Raw genomic sequence first — 19,753 nt, forward strand, 5'->3', positions numbered from 1 at the left:
GCGCCGCCGCTACGCGGCGGACACATCGCCACGCTCCGCGCGGCGAGCCGGCGACTCCGTCACCGGCTTGGGCCAACTCCGTTGGCCCAAGCCCGGATTGCTCCGCAATCCGGGCTGAAGAAATTCGCTCCGCGAATTTCTTAGGCTAGCTGCGAGGGGGACACGTTTCTTCCTTTAGGTTTCTTGCAAAGACCTAAATCTCTGTCAATTCATAACTGGCTTAGAATCCTTGTCCGTTCATTCCTCTGAGTCGTACCCATGTCAAGGGATACGACTACGACCACCCGGCTGCGGTGACTCACCGGTTCCGACCCGTTGTCGTTGGTATACCCTCCGCCATCCGGTCCATGACGGGCTGTCACAATGGAGCCGAGGTGGGGGAAGGCTCCGGGCAAGCCGAGGTGTTCGGAGCCGCTGACGGTCAGTGCGGTGCGGGTGAGGCCCGAGTACCGGAAGGTGAGCAGGCGGGCGCCGGTGTGTTCGGGGGCGAGGCGGGCGGGTCCGCTCGTGCGGGGCGGCGGTGGGCGAAGGCGTCCTCGACGGCGGCGCCGGCGAGGGAAGCGCGGGTGCCGCCGGTGGTGAGGGTGAAGGCGTCGCGCAGGGTGCTGCGGTAGCGCGTTTCGGCGCCGTGCCGGAGCGGGTGAGGGAGTAGCCGATCTCGATGCGCCGCGCTTGTTCGCGCGCGAGGTTGAGGGCGAGTGCGCCGACGAGGTTGCCGGGGACGTAGTCGTAGCCGAAGGCCGGGATGATGCTCGCACCGATGGGGCGGTGGCAGTGTCATTCAGGGTGAAGGCCTGCCAGGTGAAGGGGGGTCTTCGGTGGAGTCGGGCCGGGGGCCCTTACCCGGGCCGCGGCGGTGATAGCGGGCAGGCCGAGCCGGGTGAACGGCCCCACGGTGGAGACGACGTCGGGCACGCCTCCCCAGGTTTACATAATTCCATTCCAGTGTTAACTTTGTAGACATGCCGAAGGTCCCCTCCTCCCAACTCGTCCTCGACGCCGCCTACCGCTGCTTCTGCCGCAATGGCTACCGCCGCACCACGGTCTCCGACATCGTCGAGGAGGCGCAGTTGTCGCGCCCGACGGTCTACAAGTACGTCGGAAGCAAGGAGGAGGCGATCGTCAAGGTCGTGCGGTCCCTGCTGGAGCAGGCCGTTGTGGATTCGGAGGCGGCAGCCGGGGCGGCGGCCAGTGCGGAGGAGGTGGTCCTCGCGGTGCTCACAGTGAAGCTGGAGGTCGCCATTCGGCTCTGGCAGGACAGCCCCTCCCACACACGGGAACTGCTGTCCGCAGCCACCGCCCAGGCACCCGACCTGGTCACTACCTACACCGATCACCTGACCGCACTCCTCACGTCGGCGCTCGCGCAGGCCACCGGGGACGGCGCGCGGCAAGCAGCCGCCGTCCTGCTCACCTTCACCCGCGGCCTGGAGGACGACCTGCGCGACGCCGGAGCGGTACGCGACGAACTCGTCGCCGGCGTGCGGATAATCACCTGCGGGGCGCTCGCCCGCTCCGCTTCCACCCCCGCCTGACCCGCCAGGGTCGGACCCCGCCGAAAGGCGCCCCCTCCATGAACAGCACCCCCGCCCCCACGTACTACCGCGACCAGCAGGCATGGCGCGACCTCCAGCGGTTCCTGCCCGAGCGGCTACGCCTGACCGACGCCACCGCCCCCGAGGAAGAGTACTGGGACTGGCACGGCCACCGCGTCCACCTCGACCGCTACCGCAACCCCGGCACGAGAGCCAAGGTCGTCCTCCATCACGGAGTCGGCACCAACGGCCGCCAGATGTCCCTCATCCTCGGTGCCCCGCTCGCCGAGCGGGGGTTCGAGACCGTCGCCCTGGACAACCTCGGCTACGGCCTCACCCAGGTGAGGCCCGGGTCGACCCCCTCCTACGACGACTGGGTCGACCTCGTCGTCGACTTCCTCGCCTTCGAGCAGTCCCGCGACGACCGCCCCATCGTCCTGTACGGGCTGAGCGCCGGCGGCATGCTCACCTACCACGTCGCGGCCAAGGCGCCCCGCGGCACCCTGCGCGGCATCGTCGGCATGACCTTCCTCGACCAGCGCGACCAGCAGGTCCGCGACGAAACCGCCCACGACAAGCTCACCGCCCGTGCCGGCGTCCCCCTCATGGGCGTACTCGCCAGGACACCGGCCGCCTCCGCCAAGTATCCGATGAGCCTCGCATCCAAGATGTCCGCGCTCGCCAACGACCCGGACGCCATGAAGGTCCTGATGAAAGACCGCACCTCGGCCGCCAACTGGGTCAGCGTCCGCTTCCTCGACACCTACGGGAACTACACCCCCGCCGTCGAACCACAGGACTTCGACGCCTGCCCCGTGCTCCTCACCCAGCCCGCCGAGGACCGCTGGACCCCCCACCGCCTCAGCGTGCCCGTCCTCTCCCGCATCACCAAGGTCCCTGTCGACACCGTCATGCTCGAAGACGCCGGCCACTACCCCCTCGAAGACCCCGGCCTCCAGCAGATGGAAGACGCCATCGCGGACTTCGTCACCAAGAACACGGCCTGACCGACCTGATCCGACGCCGACCCTCCCCGGCGCTGATCGCCCGCGCCGGCCGGGGCAACGCCCGATTCTTCGCCCTCCAGGCCCCGGCAGCCGCCCCCGGCGACCACGACCAGGACGGCGACGCGGCGAGCGCCCGGTGAGCGACACCTACTTCGTGTTCCACGACCCCGACGGCCTGATCGAGGCCGAGCTCCCCCTGGACCGCACCCCGCACGAGGCTTCGTCACTGCCGTCCTCGCGTGGAAGAACCCGGACCTCGCACCCCGCGACTACGAGCAGATCGCCCTCCAGCTCACCGGGCACGCCCGCGCTGTCGTCACCGACGTCCGGCGCCTCACTACCTCCCTGCCCAAGAGCGACGGCCGCGGCGCCCTCGCCGATGTCGTCCTCCGCGAAGCCGACGGCCGCCTGTCCGCCCGCTCAAGGGCACCGCCCGCTGCGTCCAGAACCGCGCCCGTCTCGTACAGGCCCTCTACACCCGGCTGGGTCACCTCACCGAACCCGCCCCGGCCGCCGCGTAGTTCACCGGGGGTGCATCCCGAGATCCCAGGGCTTACACGCACACCAGTGCGATTTTCCAGCTCAGAACCCCCAGGCATCACACCCCGGTGCATGCGTGTAAGGCCTGGAAGCAAGTGCGGCTGACCCCGGAAAGCGAAGGACCCTTGGAATTCACCCTGTGCGCCCGGTGTCCTATCCGTCAGCCGAACGCTGGGCGGCCGCCCGACCGGACGGCCCACCCGCGTCCGCGCCCAGTCCGGCCCCGGCCGACTTCGCACAGGAGATGCTCGACTGTGGCTGACCCGACCCCGCTGTTCGTTCCCGGCTGCTCACCGGCTGAGGCGGATGCGTGGCCCCCACTCGAAATCGAGGTCGTCCAGCAGCACCTCCGGCCGTCCACTGCCCGGAGGTCGGTCTGTGCCCTGATCTGGAGGAGTATCGCCTGCCATGGCCAAGAGTTCGATCGACCTGCCGATGAGCTTCGAAGTTCCCGAAGCCTTCAACGACATTGATTTCTCCGTCTCCGCCGAGGCGAACACCAGCAAGCTCATCGAACGTCTGAACATGGTCGATCCCAAGCCCTCGCGGGAGGAGATGGCCCACGCGGTTCTGGCGCAGCAGTCGATGTATGAACTGCTGTCGGCGGCTGGTGCGGTCTATGCGGGAACGCTGCTGTACGGGCCGACGAAGGAGAAGCCCGAGGCGAAGCTGTCCTCGGCGATCCTGACCGTCACCGCGCGCCCCAGCGAGCTGTCCAACGACCAGACCGTCCACCGGCTGGCGCGCACCATGGGCGCCGTCTATCAGAAGGCGGAGGTCGGTGTGGTGCGCCTGGAGGCAGGGCCGGCGGTGCTGCTGACCGAGGAACGCAAGGTGGAGAAGCCCGTCAATCTGCTGGGCGAGGGCGGCGGGGCGACCGTCGTGCGCCAGCTGCACGTGTTCGTGCCGATCCCGGGACGTCTGGCGATGGCCGACTTCGCCATCGCCACGGAGAACCTCGCCGAGTGGGACTCGTGCGTGGAGATCCTCACCGAGGTCTGCCGCACCATCACCTTCGACACCGCCGAAGCTGCGGCCTGACCAGGGGACTCACATGCACATCGAGTACGAGATCAACCTCAAACTGCATGACCTCGGCTACCAGCCGGGCATGGACGACAAGATCGTCTACAACGTTCAGAGCGAACTGAACATGTACACCACCAATGCCAAGGACGCGATGAAGGTCTGGGGGTGGGATCCGGAAGCCCTGCGCCCCGAGGACCACTACCGGATCGACCAGCTCCTGCGCATGTACGTCTTCCAGCGCGACCAGATCCTGGCCGCCCTCAGACGCGTCGACAGGCAATTCAACTCTTCCCTCCCCGTCCTCCCCGAGTAATGCCTTAGGCAGCAGCAACTGACCGACTTCAAGCAGTTCCTGGCCGACGAGATGGCCAGAGTGCGCAAGATCGAGTGGTACGACGAGCTCTCCGACAAGGAGAGGGAGCAGTGGCACACCACCCCTGAGACGTTCTTGGACGCGCAGCGAGCGCGGAACGAGAGGCTCCCCGAAGTCGCGGGCATCAGGAGGTTCCCCTCGGTCACGGGCGTGACCGCATTCCAGCATCCTGCCGTCTCCCGCTTCCTCGGCAAGATTCCTTCCCTGGCCATGGGCGGGTACTCGGGCGCGGGCGAGTACTTCCGTCTGACGGACAACGGTTACCCCCGGGGATGGATCAAGGACGGCCACCTGTACGACCTGGTCGACATGGCGCTGGCGCTGCAAGCCGAGCTACAGCTCCAGTGCCTGCTCACCGACCGCGAGTTCACGCGGCTGACCCCACCCGCACAGCACACCACGGGTCCACGCGCCCGCCGCCGCGCCCCGGGCGGCGAGCCCAGCCTCCCCGGCGCAGACGAGGAACCCGCCATGGCGCCAGACAACCAGCATTCCGCCGCTCGCATCGCGCTGCTCAAGGCCGCCCTCGCCGCAGTGGGCGTGGTCTTCTTCCTCATCGCCCTGTTCAGGTCCGCTCACTGGGCCTACGCCGTAGGAGCCTTCTTCCTCATCACCTCAGCCACCGCCGGCCTATGGCTCCGGCCAAGACCACACCGCCCCGACGACCACACGCACGAGCACAACAAGCACCCGCCCCGCCCCGAATGACGAGAACCTCACTCATCACAGCCGTCGCAAAGACCACCGACATGAGACCGTCAGGGCCTGTATCGAGCCGTTCGCAATGGGGTGAGGTCCTTGATCCAGATTATGGAGGCGCATGCTGTCTTGGCCGGTGGCCGGCCTGCCCCTGGCAGGCGTCCTCACGGCCTGTCATCATCCCCTCTGTGACAGAGGATTCGCAGGGTACGGCGATATCTACGGTCTGGGCTCAGCAGAGCGTGTGGTCCCAGGCGGCGGGGCGACTCAAGAAGCAGGTCGAGCGGGCGCGGGTGGCGGTCCTGGCCCTGGGAGTGACGGCAGCGGTGCTGGGCACCGCTGCGTCCCAGACGATGGCGTGGAACGAGGCTGTCGGGCGGACACTGGCCTTTGCCGCCGCGATCGCCGCGGGATGCATGCCGCTGGTGAGCCCTCGCGGTGGGCCTGACAAGGTGAGTGACTGGACCCGGTTGCGTGCGGTTTCCGAGGCCATCAAGGCCGAGTCGTACACGTACCTGGCGGGGGTCGGGGCCTACCGAAGAAGCGAGAACGCCGACGAACTGCTGTGCGAGAGGGTCTGCGGTTTCGTGCGGGACGGAGAGGACTTGCTGCGGCACACTACGGGCATCACGGCCATCGAGCGTCCGGTGCCCGACGTAGGGGACGAGGGGACGTACGTGGAGCAGCGGCTGCGTCGGCAACTGGAGAGCTACTACCGGCCGCGGGCCGCGTTCATGTTGGGCAAGGTCCGGCTGTACGAACGGATTGAGTTCGTGCTCGGCGGGCTTGGTGCGGTGATGGCGGCGGTCGCCGCCACGTGGAGTGTGGAGCAGATTGCGGCGTGGGTGGCGGTCGCGGCGTCGGTTGGAGGGGCAATCACTGCGCATGCCCACGCCCAGCGGTACGCTTATCAGCAGCTTGAATTCACCCGCACCGGGGACGAGTTGGCACGGCTGCTTCAGCAGTGGTCGGTGGAGCGCGAGCTTGCACCGGAGGACACCGACCGGTTCGTGGCCGCGTGCGAGCACGTCATCTCGGTACAGAACGAGGCGTGGATGATCCGCTGGACGTTGGACTGACAGGCAGCACGGGCGACGGGCGCCAACCCGTCAGCAGGGCCAGCGGAACCGCTCTCCAGGTGCGACGTCCCGCCATTCCGATGCGCTGAGCCGGCGGGTGACGATGCCGCACAGCGAGGAGACCCAGCCGGCCGCTGTGACGTCGGCGACGGAGGTGCCGTAGCGTCCGGCAGTCACAAGACGGTCGCCGTTCGGGGCGAAGCCCAACGCAGCGTAGGAGTCCACCGCGGCCACCTGGGGACCGACCTGCCGGCGGCTGGCGAGGTCCCACAGCGTCACCGGTATGTGACTGACGAGACCTCCATCGGGGCTGCCGATGATCGCGATGTGGTGCCCGTCAGGGTCGAAATGCACACGGGACGCCCCCGCCGTCGGAACGATGTCGCGGCCGATCTTCTTGCCGCTTTGTACGCTCCACAGGGACACGGACCGGTACGAGGTGTCCGTGGTGGCCACGGTCTTTCCGTCCGGGCTGAATGCCGCGTCGTAGGCCCCCTCAATGGTGTGCAACCGGGTGCCGGAGGCCGTGTCCCATAGGCTGACGGTGCCGTCACGGCCGGTGGCGGCCAGCTTAGTGCCGTCAGGGCTGAGAGCGGCCTGGTCGGCGAAGCCATCAGTCTCGGCCACCGTGCGGGGTGCGCTACCAGAGCGTGCAACGTCCCATACGACGACCCGGAACTGTCCGGTCAGGGCCGCATAGAGCTGCTTCCCATCGTTGGAGAAGACCAGAGATGCGATGTGGTTCCTCGTACCCTGTCCCGCCTCGAACCGGGCGATGCGCCGGCCGTCACGTCCGCTGAGGACTTCCACATCCAGGCGCCCCTCTTCGATCCCCTCGCCCACCGCGAGCAGCGAGCCGTCCTGGCTGAAGGCGAGCATGCCTGCGTCCTCGCCCAGCCGGAAGTTTCCCGTACGCGCACGGGTAGCGGTGTCCCAGAGGCCCACAGTCCGGCCGGTGGCTGCCGCCACGGTGTGGGCGTTTGAGCTGACGGCGTAGAAACCTTGCTTGTCGGCGGGGACCGGCAGATGCTCGCTGATCCGCCCGACGCCCCCTTTCTCCCACAGCACGACAGATTCGTCGACAGCCGCCGCCGCTACGAGCGATCCGTCAGCTGTCTCCGCTTCGAGGACCCTCTCGGCGCGCTTGAACTGTGGCGGAGCACCGCCCGATCGCGCGGCGATGATCTTTTCAAGGCTGCTTGACGACCCGATACGCCGGTGATCGACCAGGTCCCAGAGCTCGAAGCGATCCGCGCCGACGCGACTGAGCACCGCGTAGCGTCCCCCGATCAAGGGGCCCACGCCCTCCGGGGTACTGCTCGCAACGGACATGCCAGGAGCCGGCACCCACGGGTGTGTACTTCCCTGCTCGTAGAGCCGTGCTTCCCCTGCGACATCGACGAGCACATCGTCATGGTCGGTGAAGCCCACGAATCTGACCTCGCCGCCGTTGATGTGCTGTAGAGCCTGGTCCTGGTCGTGTAGGGCCCTGTCCTGTGTCGTTCTGGAGTCCGTGAAGTCCATGAGTCGGCCGTCGCACACGGCTCTGCGCCCGGAGGGTGCCAAGAGCGCCGTGGTGCAGCTGGACTTCTCCACGATGCGATGACTGGGCACATCCCATACCACGGTGGGCACCTGATTCACATTTGAGGAGGTGGAAGCCAGGAGGCGCCGACCATCCGCGCTCAGTCCTGCCGAGCCCTCGAACAGTCCGGTCGGGACACCCGCTTCGGCTGTGGAGAAGCTGCCCTCTACACGCAACGTCCTTGTGTCAGCCAGATATATGTGGGTTCCGTCGTCCGACGTCAATGCCACGGTCCGGCCGTCGGCCGACAGGGAGTGGGCGCTTCCGCTGCCGGACTCCAGCAGGCTGCCGGAAAGCGTTCCCCGGCTCTGCGCCCGCTTGACGTCCCAGACCTCGGTGGACTGCCCTCGCTCGACCACTCCCCCGGAGGCCTGCCCCCGCTCGATGAAGAGGATGTCCCCTGTCCGGCTGAGCAGCACGTTCCTCACCGGTTCGCCTCGCGGGGCGACGACGGTGCGAACACTGTTGAACTCGGTCAGCCGCTCGGCGATGGCGTTCTGTGACTCGGCGGTGTTTGCCTGCCCGCGCGCAGCCAGAGCGTACTGCAGCGCCCGCTCCGGGTTTACGCCAGAAACATCGCCGACTGCGGCAGCCAGTTTACGGGAGAGCGCGGTTCGGTACTGAGCCTCCGCGCCGGCCTGCCCAGCGGCGATGACTCCGGACAGGCCGACGATCACCGCGATGCCGGCAGCCAAGGCCGACCGGATGCGGAGCGTGCGCCGCCGGACGAATCTGCCGCTTGCCTCCAGAAATCGCTTCTGCTTGTCGGAGAGCCCTGCCCGGAAATTCTCCTCGGCCGGGGCGCGCCGTCGCCATGCCTCGGCGACGAACAGTTCCTCGGCCCGCAGCAGTTGCCCGTCGTTCCGGCCGCCTGCCCACCACTGGTGCGCCAGTACGCCGAGCCGGCCGTGGAATGCCACCCACCGGTAATGCTCGTGCACGAAGGCGACGACGTCCTCGACACCCTGGGCGAGTTCCTCCTCGTCAGGATCCACCAACGACAAGTATTGATACGGCGTCAGCTCGCCCCACTCGCTCTCGCGCAGGATTCCGCTCGTGCTGCCGCGCTCCAGATCTGGATCGATCACCACAGGTAAGATCCGCTTGCGCTGCTCGATCGCCTGTCGGCATTCGTCCAAGCAGTACTTGGACGCCAGGGCGCCCCGGCTCAGCAGAACGACAAGTGCATCCGACGTGCGGATGGCCTCGGAAATGGACTCGCGCCACTGCTCGGAGGGATGGATGGCTCGCCAGTCGACCCACAGTTCGCCCAACCTCCCCTCCAGACGGGCCGACAACCGGCGGGCCCAGTCGCTGTCCTTTCGGGAATAGCTGAGAAACACCTTGCCGGCGGACTCGGTGGGGGCGGCGTACGTCCCGGAAACATCGTCGAAAAGGTCAGTCCTGACCATGGCCCGCAGGAACGCGTTCCGCAGCAGGAGGCCGCAGACGCCAGCCAGCAGACCGGCAGCAGCGACCATGAAAGTCCAGTACCACTGCCGGTCGTAAGTCGGTCCGTACACACTTGAGGCGATCTGCGCATCGACCCACTGCGCGACGCCGCCGGTTCGGCCCGGGACGGGCTGACCAGGCACCGCTGCAACAGCACGCACCCGGTCACGCACCACCCGGGCGCACACCCCGGACGCCGCAGAGAAAAACAGAACCACACCCACGCGCAACGATACGGACGGCCAGATGCGCAACGCGGGGCTCGCGTCGTCTTGACCGAGGTCAACCGCCTCCGCACAAATCTCGAGCGCCCCGCACACGGCCAGCACAGCAACCCCGGCCGGCAGGAGCACGAGCGCAAACCAGAAGGCCGCGTTGCTGGAGGATGCCACGACGAGCGTGCCGCAGAAGAAGACCAGCAGCACCAGCAGCAGTGACAGCGTCTGGACGCGCAGCAGTCGCCGCCACGACCACGAAACGGTGACCCGGCCCCGCACTGCCCGGCACAGCGCCGCAACCGAGGGAAACGGGAAAAGGACAGCGGAGGGGATGACCAGAGCGGCGAGCGCCAACCACGGCCCGAGCAGCGGAAGGAACACAGCCCAACTCGCTAGACACGCCGCCGACCAGGCCGTCGTCTCACTCGTTCCCAACCGCTGCACGCGCGTGACACGCTTCTTTACAGCATCGACTGGCCCCGTCGCCCTTGTTGAACTCGCCACGCCGTCCCCCTTGCCGCATCCTCGCCGTACCGCGGCCTGGGCAGACCCTCAGCTGGCGGACTGCTGCTGCGACCGGCACGGTTCTGCCCGACGTTACTCCGCTTGCTTCGTCAAGTGCCCAATGAAGATCCGCCAGTTGCCCGTTCAATCCTCGCGAAGCATGGGGCGCGGATCAAGGGCCGCAGGGTTTGTCCGGGGCCCGCTCAGGGAGCCGAGAGCTGGCGATCGAAATGTGCGGTAGCCCGTCGGGGAGGACCGGTCGATGACCAGTGAACCCTAGGATTGGCCCCGAATCGCTTCGCATCCAACGCGAGCTTCTCGCAGCCGATACGAGAAACAGTCCACCTGCGACCCGGTTCCCGTGCAGCGGCGGATCTGCGAGCGGATGCTGCCGATGGTCAATCCGGCGGCCTGGGTGATCGACGACGTGTCGCTGCCCGAGGACGGGAGAATGTCGGTCGCCGTGGTCCCGCAGTACTGCGGGGCCGTGGGCAAACGCGCCAACTGCCAGGTCTCGGTCAGCGTCCACGCCGCCACCGACATCGCCTCCTGCCCGCTGCAGTGGTGGCAGTTCCAGCCCAAGGAGTGCGACGCGGATACCGACAGCCGCGCCGCCACTTGCATCCCGCATCCCACCGGAGGCCACACACCGCGAGAAGTGGCGGCTGGCTCTGGACATGCTCGATGAACTGGCCAGGTGGGGCATGCGCCCACCGGTTGTCGTGACCGACGCCGCCTACGGCACCAATGCCCCACCTGCGGGCTGGCCTGGCCGAGAGGGGAATTGAACTACATGCTGGCCGTCCGCGCGGACGTGAGTGCCCACCCGTCCGACGCCAAATCCGTGGCCAGCCCCGCTACCGCCATCGAGCACCCTGCGGTGGCAGCCCTGGCCGCTGGCCTCGGGCAGAAGGCATTCGTCTCCCTCACCTAGGTCGTATCCGCAATGTCAGGGGAGCCAGAGGCGTAGGCAGGCGAGGGTGACCATGGCTTGGTAGTGGTGGGCGCGTTTGTCGTAGCGGGTGGCCAGGGCTTTGTTGTGCTTGAGCTTGTTGAAGCAGCGTTCGACGAGGTTGCGGCGCCGGTAGGCCACCCGGTCGAGGCGGCACAGGCTCTCGCACCGGCGGAGGCGTCCGTTGATCTGGTCGGTCCGCTCGGGAATCGCCGCTTTGATGCCGCGTCGGCGGAGGTGGGTGCGGATCTTCGTGGACGAGTAGCCCTTGTCCGCGGCGACCCGCTCGGGCCGGGTCCTGGGCCGGCCGGGCCCGCACCGGCGGACGCTGATGCGGGCCATGACCTGCTCGAACCGGATGCAGTCGTTGACGTTCCCCGCGGTCAGGGTGAAGGCCAGCGGTCGCCCCCGGCCGTCGCAGGCGAGGTGGATCTTCGTGGTCAGCCCGCCGCGGGACCGGCCGATCGCCTCGCCCGGCCGGTCCTGCCCCCCTTTCGGGCACCGGCCGCATGCTGATGGGCCCGCACAGCCGCGGAGTCCACGCACACCACCGTCCAGTCCACAGCGCCGACCGCGTCCGAATGCTGCTGGACATGGGCCAGGAGCCGGTCCCAGGTGCCGTCGGCCGACCAGCGACGGAAGCGCTCGCAGACCGTCTTCCACGGCCCGTACCGCTCCGGCAGATCCCGCCACGCCGCTCCCGTGGACAGCTTCCACAGAATGCCGTTGACCACCTGGCGCCGGTCCCGCACCGGACGGCCCATCCGCGGCGGAGCCAGCAACGGCCCGATCACCGCCCACGACTCATCAGTCAGCTCATGACGACGCACCACGAACACACCAACGACCCAACCACGTTGCGAACACGCCCTAGGACCAGACCTGCACGCCAGCCCCGCATCGGCCGACTCGCCAATCGCGGTGGGCCCGCTCGTGCCGTCGCACGAGATCCCCCGCCTCGGCGGCGGCCTGTTCACGCAGCCGCTCCTCGGCGATCCGGCGCCGTTCGTCCTCGGTCAGGAGACCAGGCAGCTCCCGGTCGACCTGTGCTGCGGCCTTCACCCGCCGGGCGCGTCAGATGCGGATCACGTTGCCGCACATCTCGCACTCGCCACCCGGCGTCCAGGCGGATCCCGTCTTCGCACCACCGGTCCGTGCACGCCTGGCGCTGCACCAGGCCCCACCGGATCAGCCACGGACACGGGCGCTCGACCAGGGCCTCGCCGCCGGTTTCCACCAGCCGGTCCGTCAGCTGGCCGGCCAGCAGCCGGGGCGCGCCATCCCGCAGTTGCAGCAGCCCCTTCACCCGGTCCAGTTCCGCTCCCGCGGCCCCGGGACGACAGCGCGTCGGGGGTGGTGACGTCGGTGGTGGTGAAGCCACCCCTGCGGGCGCGGGAACGACGTACTGACCTGTCGGACTCAGGCCCGGGTCCGGGAGCTACCCCTGCGTGCGCAGGGACGACGAGTGGTTCTCCAGCAGCGTGACGTCGTCGCGCGAGCTACCCCCGCGGGCACGGGGACGCCCCCTAACCTGACCGCGTGCGCCGGTGACTCCGCCGCCGCGCTCGCGTTATACCGGTGGAACAGCGACCTCGCCCGGGCGTTCTTCGAACCCCTCGGGCACCTGGAGATCACGCTGCGCAACGCGCTGGACGCACGGCTCGTTGCCCGCCAGCAGCGCCGGGGCCGCACCACCGAGTGGTACACCGGCAGGAAGGTCCCCCCTCACCGGCAGGGCCGCGGCGACATCACCCAGGCCCGAGAGCGCGCTGAGCGGCGCGGCGCTGCGACCACCCCGCGTGGGAAGGGCATCGTGGAACTGGGCTTCGGCTTCAGACGCTTCCTGCTGGCCCGCCAGTACAAGCTCAGCCAGTGGCCCGACCTCGCGGGCGCCTTCCCTCACGCTCCCAAACGTACTCTGACCACGGTGGAGAACCCGGTCAAGCGGCTGCATCAGTTCCGCAACCGCATCACTCACCACGAGGGGATCTGGCACCTGCCCCTCGAAGCCCGCCGGGACGACATCCAGACCGTGCTCAGCTTCATAGCGCCAGCCGCCTCGACGTGGGTCGCCGATGCCTTCCGTATCGACGACGTCCTCGCCCACCGCCGGGGAACGCCCGGCGGCTCAGCGCCCGCATCGCGGCGGACTGCCGCTTTACCCCGCGATCAACGGGTCGACCCGGCTCGGGGCACGACGGCCTGGTGCGCGGCAAGTGCCTGGTGGATGCCTGCCGATCCCATGTTGCGCGTCTTCACCGGCGCCTGTGAAGCTCCCGGCGCGGCGGCCGGAGGCTCCGGCGCGGTCTGGGGCACGGGCGTGGCGGCGAATCAAGGCGTGCGAATCTCGTCACGCGGGAAGGGGGTACCCGAAACTGCCTCTTGCGCCGATGTATACGTGACAGGGTTTTCCGTCAAGTGAAGGTCGGTGGTTCCGCGGTGCTGCGATCGATGGGTCCCGGGGAGATGGCGACAGCGATCTCAGGCTTGTGCGGCTTGGCCGCCGCACTGATGCGGCGCCGGGGGCGGGTGGCACTCGCCCGAGAGCAGCGGCGGGCTATGGCAGTCGTGATCGGCGCGGCCAGCGACAGCGGCCGGTCGGTGTCCGCAAACCAGCGGGTCGACGGGGCCCAGTGGTCCATCGATCTCGGCACGGACCGCACAGTCGCCGTCGGCCGCACCGCAGGCTCCGAGTGGGCGCCAGACAGCGATGAGGTTAAGTGAGCTCGGCACAAGACGGTAGCGTCTCCGCCCGTGCGAGGGAGGACCGTGAGCGCCAGGAAGCCATGCGGGCCTTCTACATGAAACATCACCCGAAGCTCGCGTCGTTCGTGGCGCGACGGGTCGAGGGGAAGCAGGAAGCGGAGGATTTGTGCCAGGAGATCTGGCGCCTCTTCTTCATCAGATACGACCACTTTGTCGAGTCCTACGACGAACCGGTGAAGGCGCTCTATCCGATCGCGTCGTGCCGCATCGCAGAATTCTGGGACCATCGAGGCCGCGCGCGAGAAGTTTCGTTTGAAGTCGAGGACGCGGCCGTGCTGATTGATGCGATGACCCCGGACTTGCCTGCTGGGATTGAATGCCGCGTCGATGTCAGGCGTGCGCTTGCTTGCTTAACTGAGAGGCAGCGCGCGGCTCTGCATCTTCACCACATCGACAGGCTCAAGGTTGACGAGACAGCCGTACTGATGGGGATCGGTCCGAGCGGAGTCAAGAACCTACTCAAGAAGGCCCTAGAGACGCTCCGCAACACCACAGCCTTGAGCGACTATCGGCCAGCGGTTACGGGCGAGGGAGAACGCAAGTGAGTACCGAAGACCGGCTTCGCCATCAAGCCGCCCTGGACGGGGCCGACGACGGCTTCGACGCTGTTATGGACAGCATCGACCGCCTCACGGACGAGCAACGAGCGGCCCTAGCCCTCCAAGCTGACCAGGCTGAACTCGGATACCAGGCGTACGCGCTGGGCCTTGAGCACCTCGAGCTGGGACACAGGGACCAGGCGCTGCGTTGGTTGCGCACCGCCGCTCGCTATCACGTGACGGGTGCAGAGCTTCTCCTTCGGCCCAGGAGCGCGCCGGCCGTGGTGTACGACGGAGCACCACGGGCAGACGCCCGCGCTCAGAAGCAGGAAGAGACGGACCGCGGGCCCGTGCGACAGAGCGTCCCAGTTGCATTGCCCGCCCTCACCCGCCCCACCACACCCTCGCCCCTGACGCCGACCGCTCAACGGATGCTCCTGGGAGTTGCGTTGCGGGAGCTGCGCCAGGCCCGCCAGCTCACCATCGAGCAGGCTGCACGCACCACTCGATGCTCGATGAGCCAGATCAGCCGCATCGAGCGGGGAGTGAGCGTGCCGGTACCAGAGCGACTGGAAGAGCTGCTCACCCTGTACGGGGTTGATGACCCGAAGGATCGGTGCCGCCTGCTTGAAGTTCGGCGCATGGCCGATGAGAAGAGCTGGTGGCACGAGTACAGCGACATCACGCCCGAGTGGCTGCAGACGCTATTCGACCTGGAACGGAGCGCTAGCCTGATCAAGACTTTCGAGGCGAGAATCGTTCCCGGACTGCTCCAGACGGCGGAGTACACGAAGGCGATCACTCGCGTGGGATACCCTATGGCGACCGATCAAGACATTAGCCTCCGTGTAGGGTTGCGTATGAAGCGCCAACAATTTCTTCATACCCCGGAGGCGCCGAAACTAGTGGCCCTTCTGGACGAGTCGGTTCTGCATCGGCAGGTGGGCGGAGCGGCTGTCATGCGGGAACAACTTCAGCACCTCGTGCAGATGTCGCAGCGGCCCAACATCACGCTCCGAATCCTGCCGCTCCAGGCAAATTATCACGCGGACATCGGCGCGCCTCTCACCGTCATGCAATTCGCCGAACCAGCGTTGCCCGATGTCGTCTACCTGGAGCAGCTATCTGGTGCCACCTACATCAGAAGTGGACACGCCAGCGACAGCTACGGGCGCCTGATGGATCAACTGGCGAGTGCCGCCGAGAAGCCTGAGCACACTAAGAACTTCCTGCACCGATTCCTCGAACGCGCCGGCAAGGCTCGGCTCAGCACTGTGCCGGACGCAGAAGCGAAGGCTTACACAGAAGTCATGGACCGGCTTTCGGCCGAGGCCCCACCCCCGAAATACACGGAGGAAATTCTCGACGACCTCATCACCGCTTGCAGTTGATGCCGTCAGTTACCCAGGCGCCGCGTCGACGAGTTCTGATGCCTTCCTTGGCCAGGCGGGACAGTGCCCAGCGACGTCCGTGGCCGGAGCTTCGCGTCACATACTGCGATCACTGTCGGCATGCCATGCAGTAGCGTCGGGGCACGTCCAGGCGGCCCGTTCCCATTTTGAGCCACGGCCTGGGTGTGCCCGGCACCCCCTCCCTCCTCTGGCGTGAGGCACAGGACCCGTTCCAGTGAACCGGTGACGGTGTCGTCCGTCCTGACCGTGGTTGTACTAGATGCTGCTCGGAACTGGCCCGAGGCGGGCCCCGTTCCGACCACCGCCCGATCCGGCGTACCGGAACGCAAGGAGCGTGGCATTGCACCGGCCTGTACCACCGTAACCACACCCAGCAACTGGTCGGTGTTGACGTGCTGGGATCGGTCTGAGGCGCGTCAGGAAGGCACTGCCGTGAGCAACCACTCCTCGTGGGAGTCCCGCAAACTACGCTACTGGGCCGAGTGCAGTGGCCAGTCCCGCCGCACCGGCCTTCGCACCAGCCATCCGGCGCCCGCGGCCTCACTGGCGCCGACTTGGCTGGAGAGCCTCGTCCTTGAGCAACTGGGAACCTTCCGGACTGTGTGCCCACGCCTTCGGCATTGCCTCCCTCAGCAGCACCGCTACATCCCTCACCCTGCACCTCGACGCATACTTGGGCTACAAGCGGTGCTCCTTCCCCGAGCACTGTCTGAGCCGCCTACTCCCAGCGGCTCCCGCACCAGGAAGCAGTGACGACCCCCCATGGGATCCCCGGCCTTCGGATGAGCAGCATTGAGGCTGGCGGTCGGCAACTGCACCTGCGTACGGTGAAAGACTCCGGGCAGACCGCCACGCTTGTACTGCATGACTCGCGCCTTTCCCGAGCAAGCCGTCCAACACCACGACCGGCACCGTCTGACGGAGCAGCTGCGGTAACGGAACGTCGGTCACCGAACGAGAGGGCGCCGCGAATGCCCGGACCGGACATGCCGTCACCAGCAGCCCCATGACCTAGGCCATCCTCGCCGGCTGGCCCACCGCCGCCGCGCCGAAGGCGGAGTTCTTCCACATCGTACTGATCTTCGCCGGTGAATTCGACGAGCGTGACGTGGAGGCCGCAAGGCCTATCCCGGCCGTCGTCCCGTACTGGACGCCGACGGTGGCCTAGACAGTTTCTTCCGGATCACCTTGCCGACCAGATCAAGATGGCGGCGAGGTGGAATCCGGCCAGGTAGACAATCGCGGTCTTGGCGTATCGAGTGGCCAGGCCGCGCCACTGCTTGAGCTTGTCGATGCACCGCTCGACGGTGTTGCGCCGCTTGTAGGTCTCGCGTTCGAAGGCTGGCGGGCGGCCGCGGACCGGCCTCGCTTCTTGCGCCCGGCGATCTGGTCGGAAGGCTGCGGGATCACCGCCCGGATCCCGCGTCGGCGCAGATGGGCCCGCATCGCCCGGGACGAGTACGCCTTGTCGGCCAGGACCGCCTCCGGCGTCGTCCTGGGCCGGCCGACCGGCCGGGAACCCGCAAGCGGGCCATGACCTCGGTGAACGCGGGCTCGTCCCCGGCCCGGCGTGAGCACGAAGGCGAGCGGACGACAGCGGCTGTCCGCGGCGAGGTCGTGGAGTCGACCGCGACGACCCGGTCGAGATCCCCTTCGGCGTCAGCCCGGGCGAGTAGGGCGGTGAAATCCTTCTCCCAGGTGCCGTCGGCGGCCCACTTCCGCAGCCGGTTGTGGGCGCCCTTCCACGAGCCGAAGTGCCCGGGCAGGTCCGTCCACGACGTCCCGGTAACGACACACATCAACCGACGATCATATGATCCGAAGGAAACGGCCTAAAGGTGCACCCGGCCGACGCTGGCGTCCCCGCACCCCTCGTAAGCGGGACAGCTGGTTCTGCCGGGCAGGAGGACGGCACCTGAGCTGCCTACGCCGGCGAGCGACACCCAGGCGGGTGGCATCAGGAAATGCAACGGCTTCTTTACGACGTAGAGAGGGCACCTCGAGCGAACCGTTCTACTGGAACGGCACTGCGCCACGCCGGCCCGGCGGCGCAGTGGCTGGTACTTCAGCCCCACAGCTTGCGGGTGAACTCCTGCACCCACTCCACCCGCTCATGATGGAGGCCGTGGGCCACGCAGGGGGAGTTCGGGCCGACCTGGGACTTCGGGCAGGTGACCTCTCTTGCATGCCAGGTCTGCGCCGCCGAGCCCACCGTCTCCTGCGGTTCTCGCTCTCTCCCACGCGGACCAGGAGGCCGGCCTTCAGAAGTCATCTCATTTGGCAATCCTGCGGTAGCAGATGAGGGTGCAGGCGATACTGGTGAAGGCGAGGAAGTGTTCGGCCTTGCGTTCGTAGCGGCGGTGGAGTCGTTGGCAGCCGGCGAGCCAGGCCATGGTCCGTTCTACGGTCCAGCGGTGCCGCCCGAGCCGCTGCGAGGACTCGGCGCCCTTGAGGGCGATGCGGTGCCGGATGCCTCGCTGTGCCAGCCATTGCCGCAGACGACGGTCGTCGAGCCCTTGTCGGCGCGGAGCTTGCCAGGCCTGCGCCGACGTGAGCCCCGCCGGGACCCGATGGGCTCGGTACCGGGAGTGAGGTGGAAGACCATCCGGATGCCGTCTACGGCCTGGCTCTGCCCGGTACGAGTGACGTACAACCGTGGGCGGGATCAGACCGGTAGCACCGGTGGACGTTGTCTGGCCGAGGCCAGCACCGATCTGCCCGCGCTCCACCTTGGGCAGCGCCGCGCCGTACATGTTGGCGGCCCGGCACCCCGGCGTCGACGTCCTCCTGACTCAGCACGCCTCGGGCACCGCCGAAGTGGTCGATGTGGCTGTGGCTGTGCGTGTAGAGCAGGGCGATCACCGGTCGTTCGCTCCGGTGGCGCCGGTACAGAGCCAGTGCGGCCGCGGCTGTCTCGGCACTGATGAGCGGGTCAATCACAAACACCCCGCGGTCGCCCTCCACCAGGGTCACGTTCGGCAGGTCGAAACCACGCACCTGGTAGATGCTCTCTTCCACCTCGTACAGGCCGTACTGAGCGACCAGGCGGCTCTGCCGCCACAGGCTGGGGCTCGCGGTTTCAGGGCACTCCCGGCCAGGGAAACGGTACGCCCCAGCCCCCATACGCTGCCACCGTCGCCGCCGCGCACTTCGGTGTCCTCAGCGGTTCCGAGGTAGCCCCGCCTGGAGTCCTCGAAGTCCTGGCGGTCATCGAAGGGGAGGCGCTCGCGCACCGCAGCGTTACGTGCGGCGATGCCCGGTTCAGCTGCCCTGGACTCGGTGGACTCGGCGATAGTGCTCTCGCTCCCGCCGCAGGTCGTGGGGGCCTAGCGCTCTCCGTGGCCACTGCCATGTTTCCGCAGACGCAAGAAGCCAGCCACCGCCGTGAACCGTCCGGAGAACCGAGCCAAAGCCGCCAAGTGTACGGTGGCAAGTGGTTCCGCCGATCGGCGAAGGCAGGAGCGGTGGCTGAGCTGCGGGGTCTGTCAGCCGACCGCTGGCGAGGCCGCGTCCGGCGCGGGCACCGGTCTCGCCCCGCCTCCAAAGACGCCGACGAAATCGCAGGTCATGAGCTGGTCAAGAGGGACGATCCGAAGCAGGACACCCCCTTCTCATGGGCGCCGTCGATGCCGGGCCGGCAGTAGAAACTCTCGATGCCGAAGTGGGAGCGGAAGGCAATCCACCGGTCAGTTTCCACCCGGGCCCGGCTCAGGCCCAACACCTGGGCGACGGCGGCCTTGAGGTAGTCGTGGCGGACCCGGCCCCGCGGAACCCCGCCCAGCACCCGCAGTGCGTGCACGTACCCCTCGAAGAAAGCTCACTGGCCGGCAGAGGCGAGCACGCGGTGGACGGCCTTGCCCGAATACGACAGGCGGAAGGCGAACAGGTAGCAGGTCACCAGCTCGTCGGCGAGCCTCACGGCCACGTCGCCGAAGTCGACTTCGGCCTCCATGCTGGGCAGATGGGTCTGCGGGACCAACACCTCGACGGGCGCCTTGCACCGCCTCCACCGCGTTCTGCGGCTTCCGTTCGGCGACATAGCGTCTGACCATCGGATACGGCA

12 protein-coding genes and 6 pseudogenes are annotated in these 19,753 nt (G+C 67.7%); 11 read left to right on the top strand and 7 right to left on the bottom strand.

Translation table 11 applies throughout. The annotated features are described in order from the left end of the window. Positions 1-962 precede the first annotated feature (962 nt). The 7 genes and pseudogenes from ACWDYF_RS27040 (at position 963) to ACWDYF_RS27070 (ending at position 6,262) form a co-directional block, all read left to right on the top strand. Positions 963-1,535 carry a TetR/AcrR family transcriptional regulator gene (locus tag ACWDYF_RS27040; protein ID WP_389467931.1) on the top strand — a complete coding sequence of 191 codons (573 nt, stop codon included), beginning with the start codon at positions 963-965 and terminating at the stop codon, positions 1,533-1,535. Positions 1,536-1,573: 38 nt separating this feature from the next. Next, a complete protein-coding gene (locus tag ACWDYF_RS27045; protein ID WP_389467933.1) occupies positions 1,574-2,542 on the top strand; it encodes an alpha/beta hydrolase in 969 nt (322 codons plus the stop codon). Positions 2,543-2,678: 136 nt separating this feature from the next. Next, positions 2,679-3,063 (top strand): annotated as a pseudogene (locus tag ACWDYF_RS27050) (DUF6415 family natural product biosynthesis protein). Between the two features lie 427 nt (positions 3,064-3,490). Further along, complete coding sequence (locus tag ACWDYF_RS27055) at positions 3,491-4,123, top strand: hypothetical protein (protein ID WP_389467936.1); 633 nt, start codon at positions 3,491-3,493, stop codon at positions 4,121-4,123. Positions 4,124-4,136: 13 nt separating this feature from the next. Then, positions 4,137-4,424, top strand: a complete 288-nt coding sequence (locus ACWDYF_RS27060) for a hypothetical protein (protein WP_389467940.1) — start codon at positions 4,137-4,139, stop codon at positions 4,422-4,424. A gap of 60 nt (positions 4,425-4,484) precedes the next feature. Beyond that, positions 4,485-5,192, top strand: a complete 708-nt coding sequence (locus tag ACWDYF_RS27065; RefSeq protein WP_389467944.1) for a hypothetical protein — start codon at positions 4,485-4,487, stop codon at positions 5,190-5,192. A 179-nt stretch (positions 5,193-5,371) separates the two neighbouring features. Then, the gene (locus ACWDYF_RS27070) at positions 5,372-6,262 is read left to right on the top strand and encodes a DUF4231 domain-containing protein (protein ID WP_389467947.1); all 891 of its coding nucleotides are present in this window, start codon (positions 5,372-5,374) and stop codon (positions 6,260-6,262) included. Positions 6,263-6,292: 30 nt separating this feature from the next. Here the strand turns inward: ACWDYF_RS27070 and ACWDYF_RS27075 are convergent, their stop codons facing one another. Further along, the gene (locus ACWDYF_RS27075) at positions 6,293-9,898 is read right to left on the bottom strand and encodes a TIR domain-containing protein (protein WP_389467950.1); all 3,606 of its coding nucleotides are present in this window, start codon (positions 9,896-9,898) and stop codon (positions 6,293-6,295) included. Positions 9,899-10,346: 448 nt separating this feature from the next. On the opposite strand from ACWDYF_RS27075, the pseudogene ACWDYF_RS27080 reads away from it, so the two are divergent. Further along, a pseudogene (locus tag ACWDYF_RS27080) lies at positions 10,347-10,952 on the top strand (transposase); the annotation flags it as partial. Positions 10,953-10,970: 18 nt separating this feature from the next. On the opposite strand, the gene ACWDYF_RS27085 reads toward ACWDYF_RS27080, so the two are convergent. Next, a protein-coding gene (locus ACWDYF_RS27085) for an IS5 family transposase (protein ID WP_389468356.1) occupies positions 10,971-11,803 on the bottom strand; the annotation gives its coding sequence in 2 pieces (ribosomal slippage) (positions 10,971-11,464 and positions 11,464-11,803; 834 coding nt in all). 635 nt (positions 11,804-12,438) lie between these two features. Here ACWDYF_RS27085 and ACWDYF_RS27090 point away from each other — a divergent pair. The 3 genes from ACWDYF_RS27090 to ACWDYF_RS27100 all read left to right on the top strand — a co-directional run bounded on the left by ACWDYF_RS27090 (position 12,439) and on the right by ACWDYF_RS27100 (position 15,669). Then, positions 12,439-13,395, top strand: coding sequence for a hypothetical protein (locus ACWDYF_RS27090; RefSeq protein WP_389467953.1), 957 nt, complete (start codon positions 12,439-12,441; stop codon positions 13,393-13,395). A 364-nt stretch (positions 13,396-13,759) separates the two neighbouring features. After that, on the top strand, positions 13,760-14,284 hold the full coding sequence (locus ACWDYF_RS27095; protein WP_389467955.1) for an RNA polymerase sigma factor: 525 nt from the start codon (positions 13,760-13,762) through the stop codon (positions 14,282-14,284). Then, positions 14,281-15,669: a helix-turn-helix domain-containing protein gene (locus ACWDYF_RS27100; RefSeq protein ID WP_389467958.1), complete on the top strand. Its 1,389-nt coding sequence runs from the start codon at positions 14,281-14,283 to the stop codon at positions 15,667-15,669. Before ACWDYF_RS27095 ends, ACWDYF_RS27100 begins: the two co-directional genes overlap by 4 nt. Before the next feature lie 1,204 nt (positions 15,670-16,873). Here the strand turns inward: ACWDYF_RS27100 and ACWDYF_RS27105 are convergent. The 5 genes and pseudogenes from ACWDYF_RS27105 to ACWDYF_RS27125 all read right to left on the bottom strand — a co-directional run. Further along, positions 16,874-17,337 (bottom strand): annotated as a pseudogene (locus ACWDYF_RS27105) (transposase); the annotation flags it as partial. Positions 17,338-17,390: 53 nt separating this feature from the next. Next, a pseudogene (locus ACWDYF_RS27110) lies at positions 17,391-17,489 on the bottom strand (transposase); the annotation flags it as partial. Between the two features lie 474 nt (positions 17,490-17,963). Beyond that, positions 17,964-18,253 (bottom strand): annotated as a pseudogene (locus ACWDYF_RS27115) (transposase); the annotation flags it as partial. 12 nt (positions 18,254-18,265) lie between these two features. After that, positions 18,266-18,944 (bottom strand): annotated as a pseudogene (locus tag ACWDYF_RS27120) (MBL fold metallo-hydrolase); the annotation flags it as partial. Positions 18,945-19,507: 563 nt separating this feature from the next. Next, entirely contained in the window at positions 19,508-19,672 is a 165-nt protein-coding gene (locus ACWDYF_RS27125) for a hypothetical protein (RefSeq protein WP_389467961.1), read from the bottom strand. Positions 19,673-19,753 lie beyond the last annotated feature (81 nt).

The organism is Streptomyces sp. NPDC003284 (assembly GCF_053589675.1).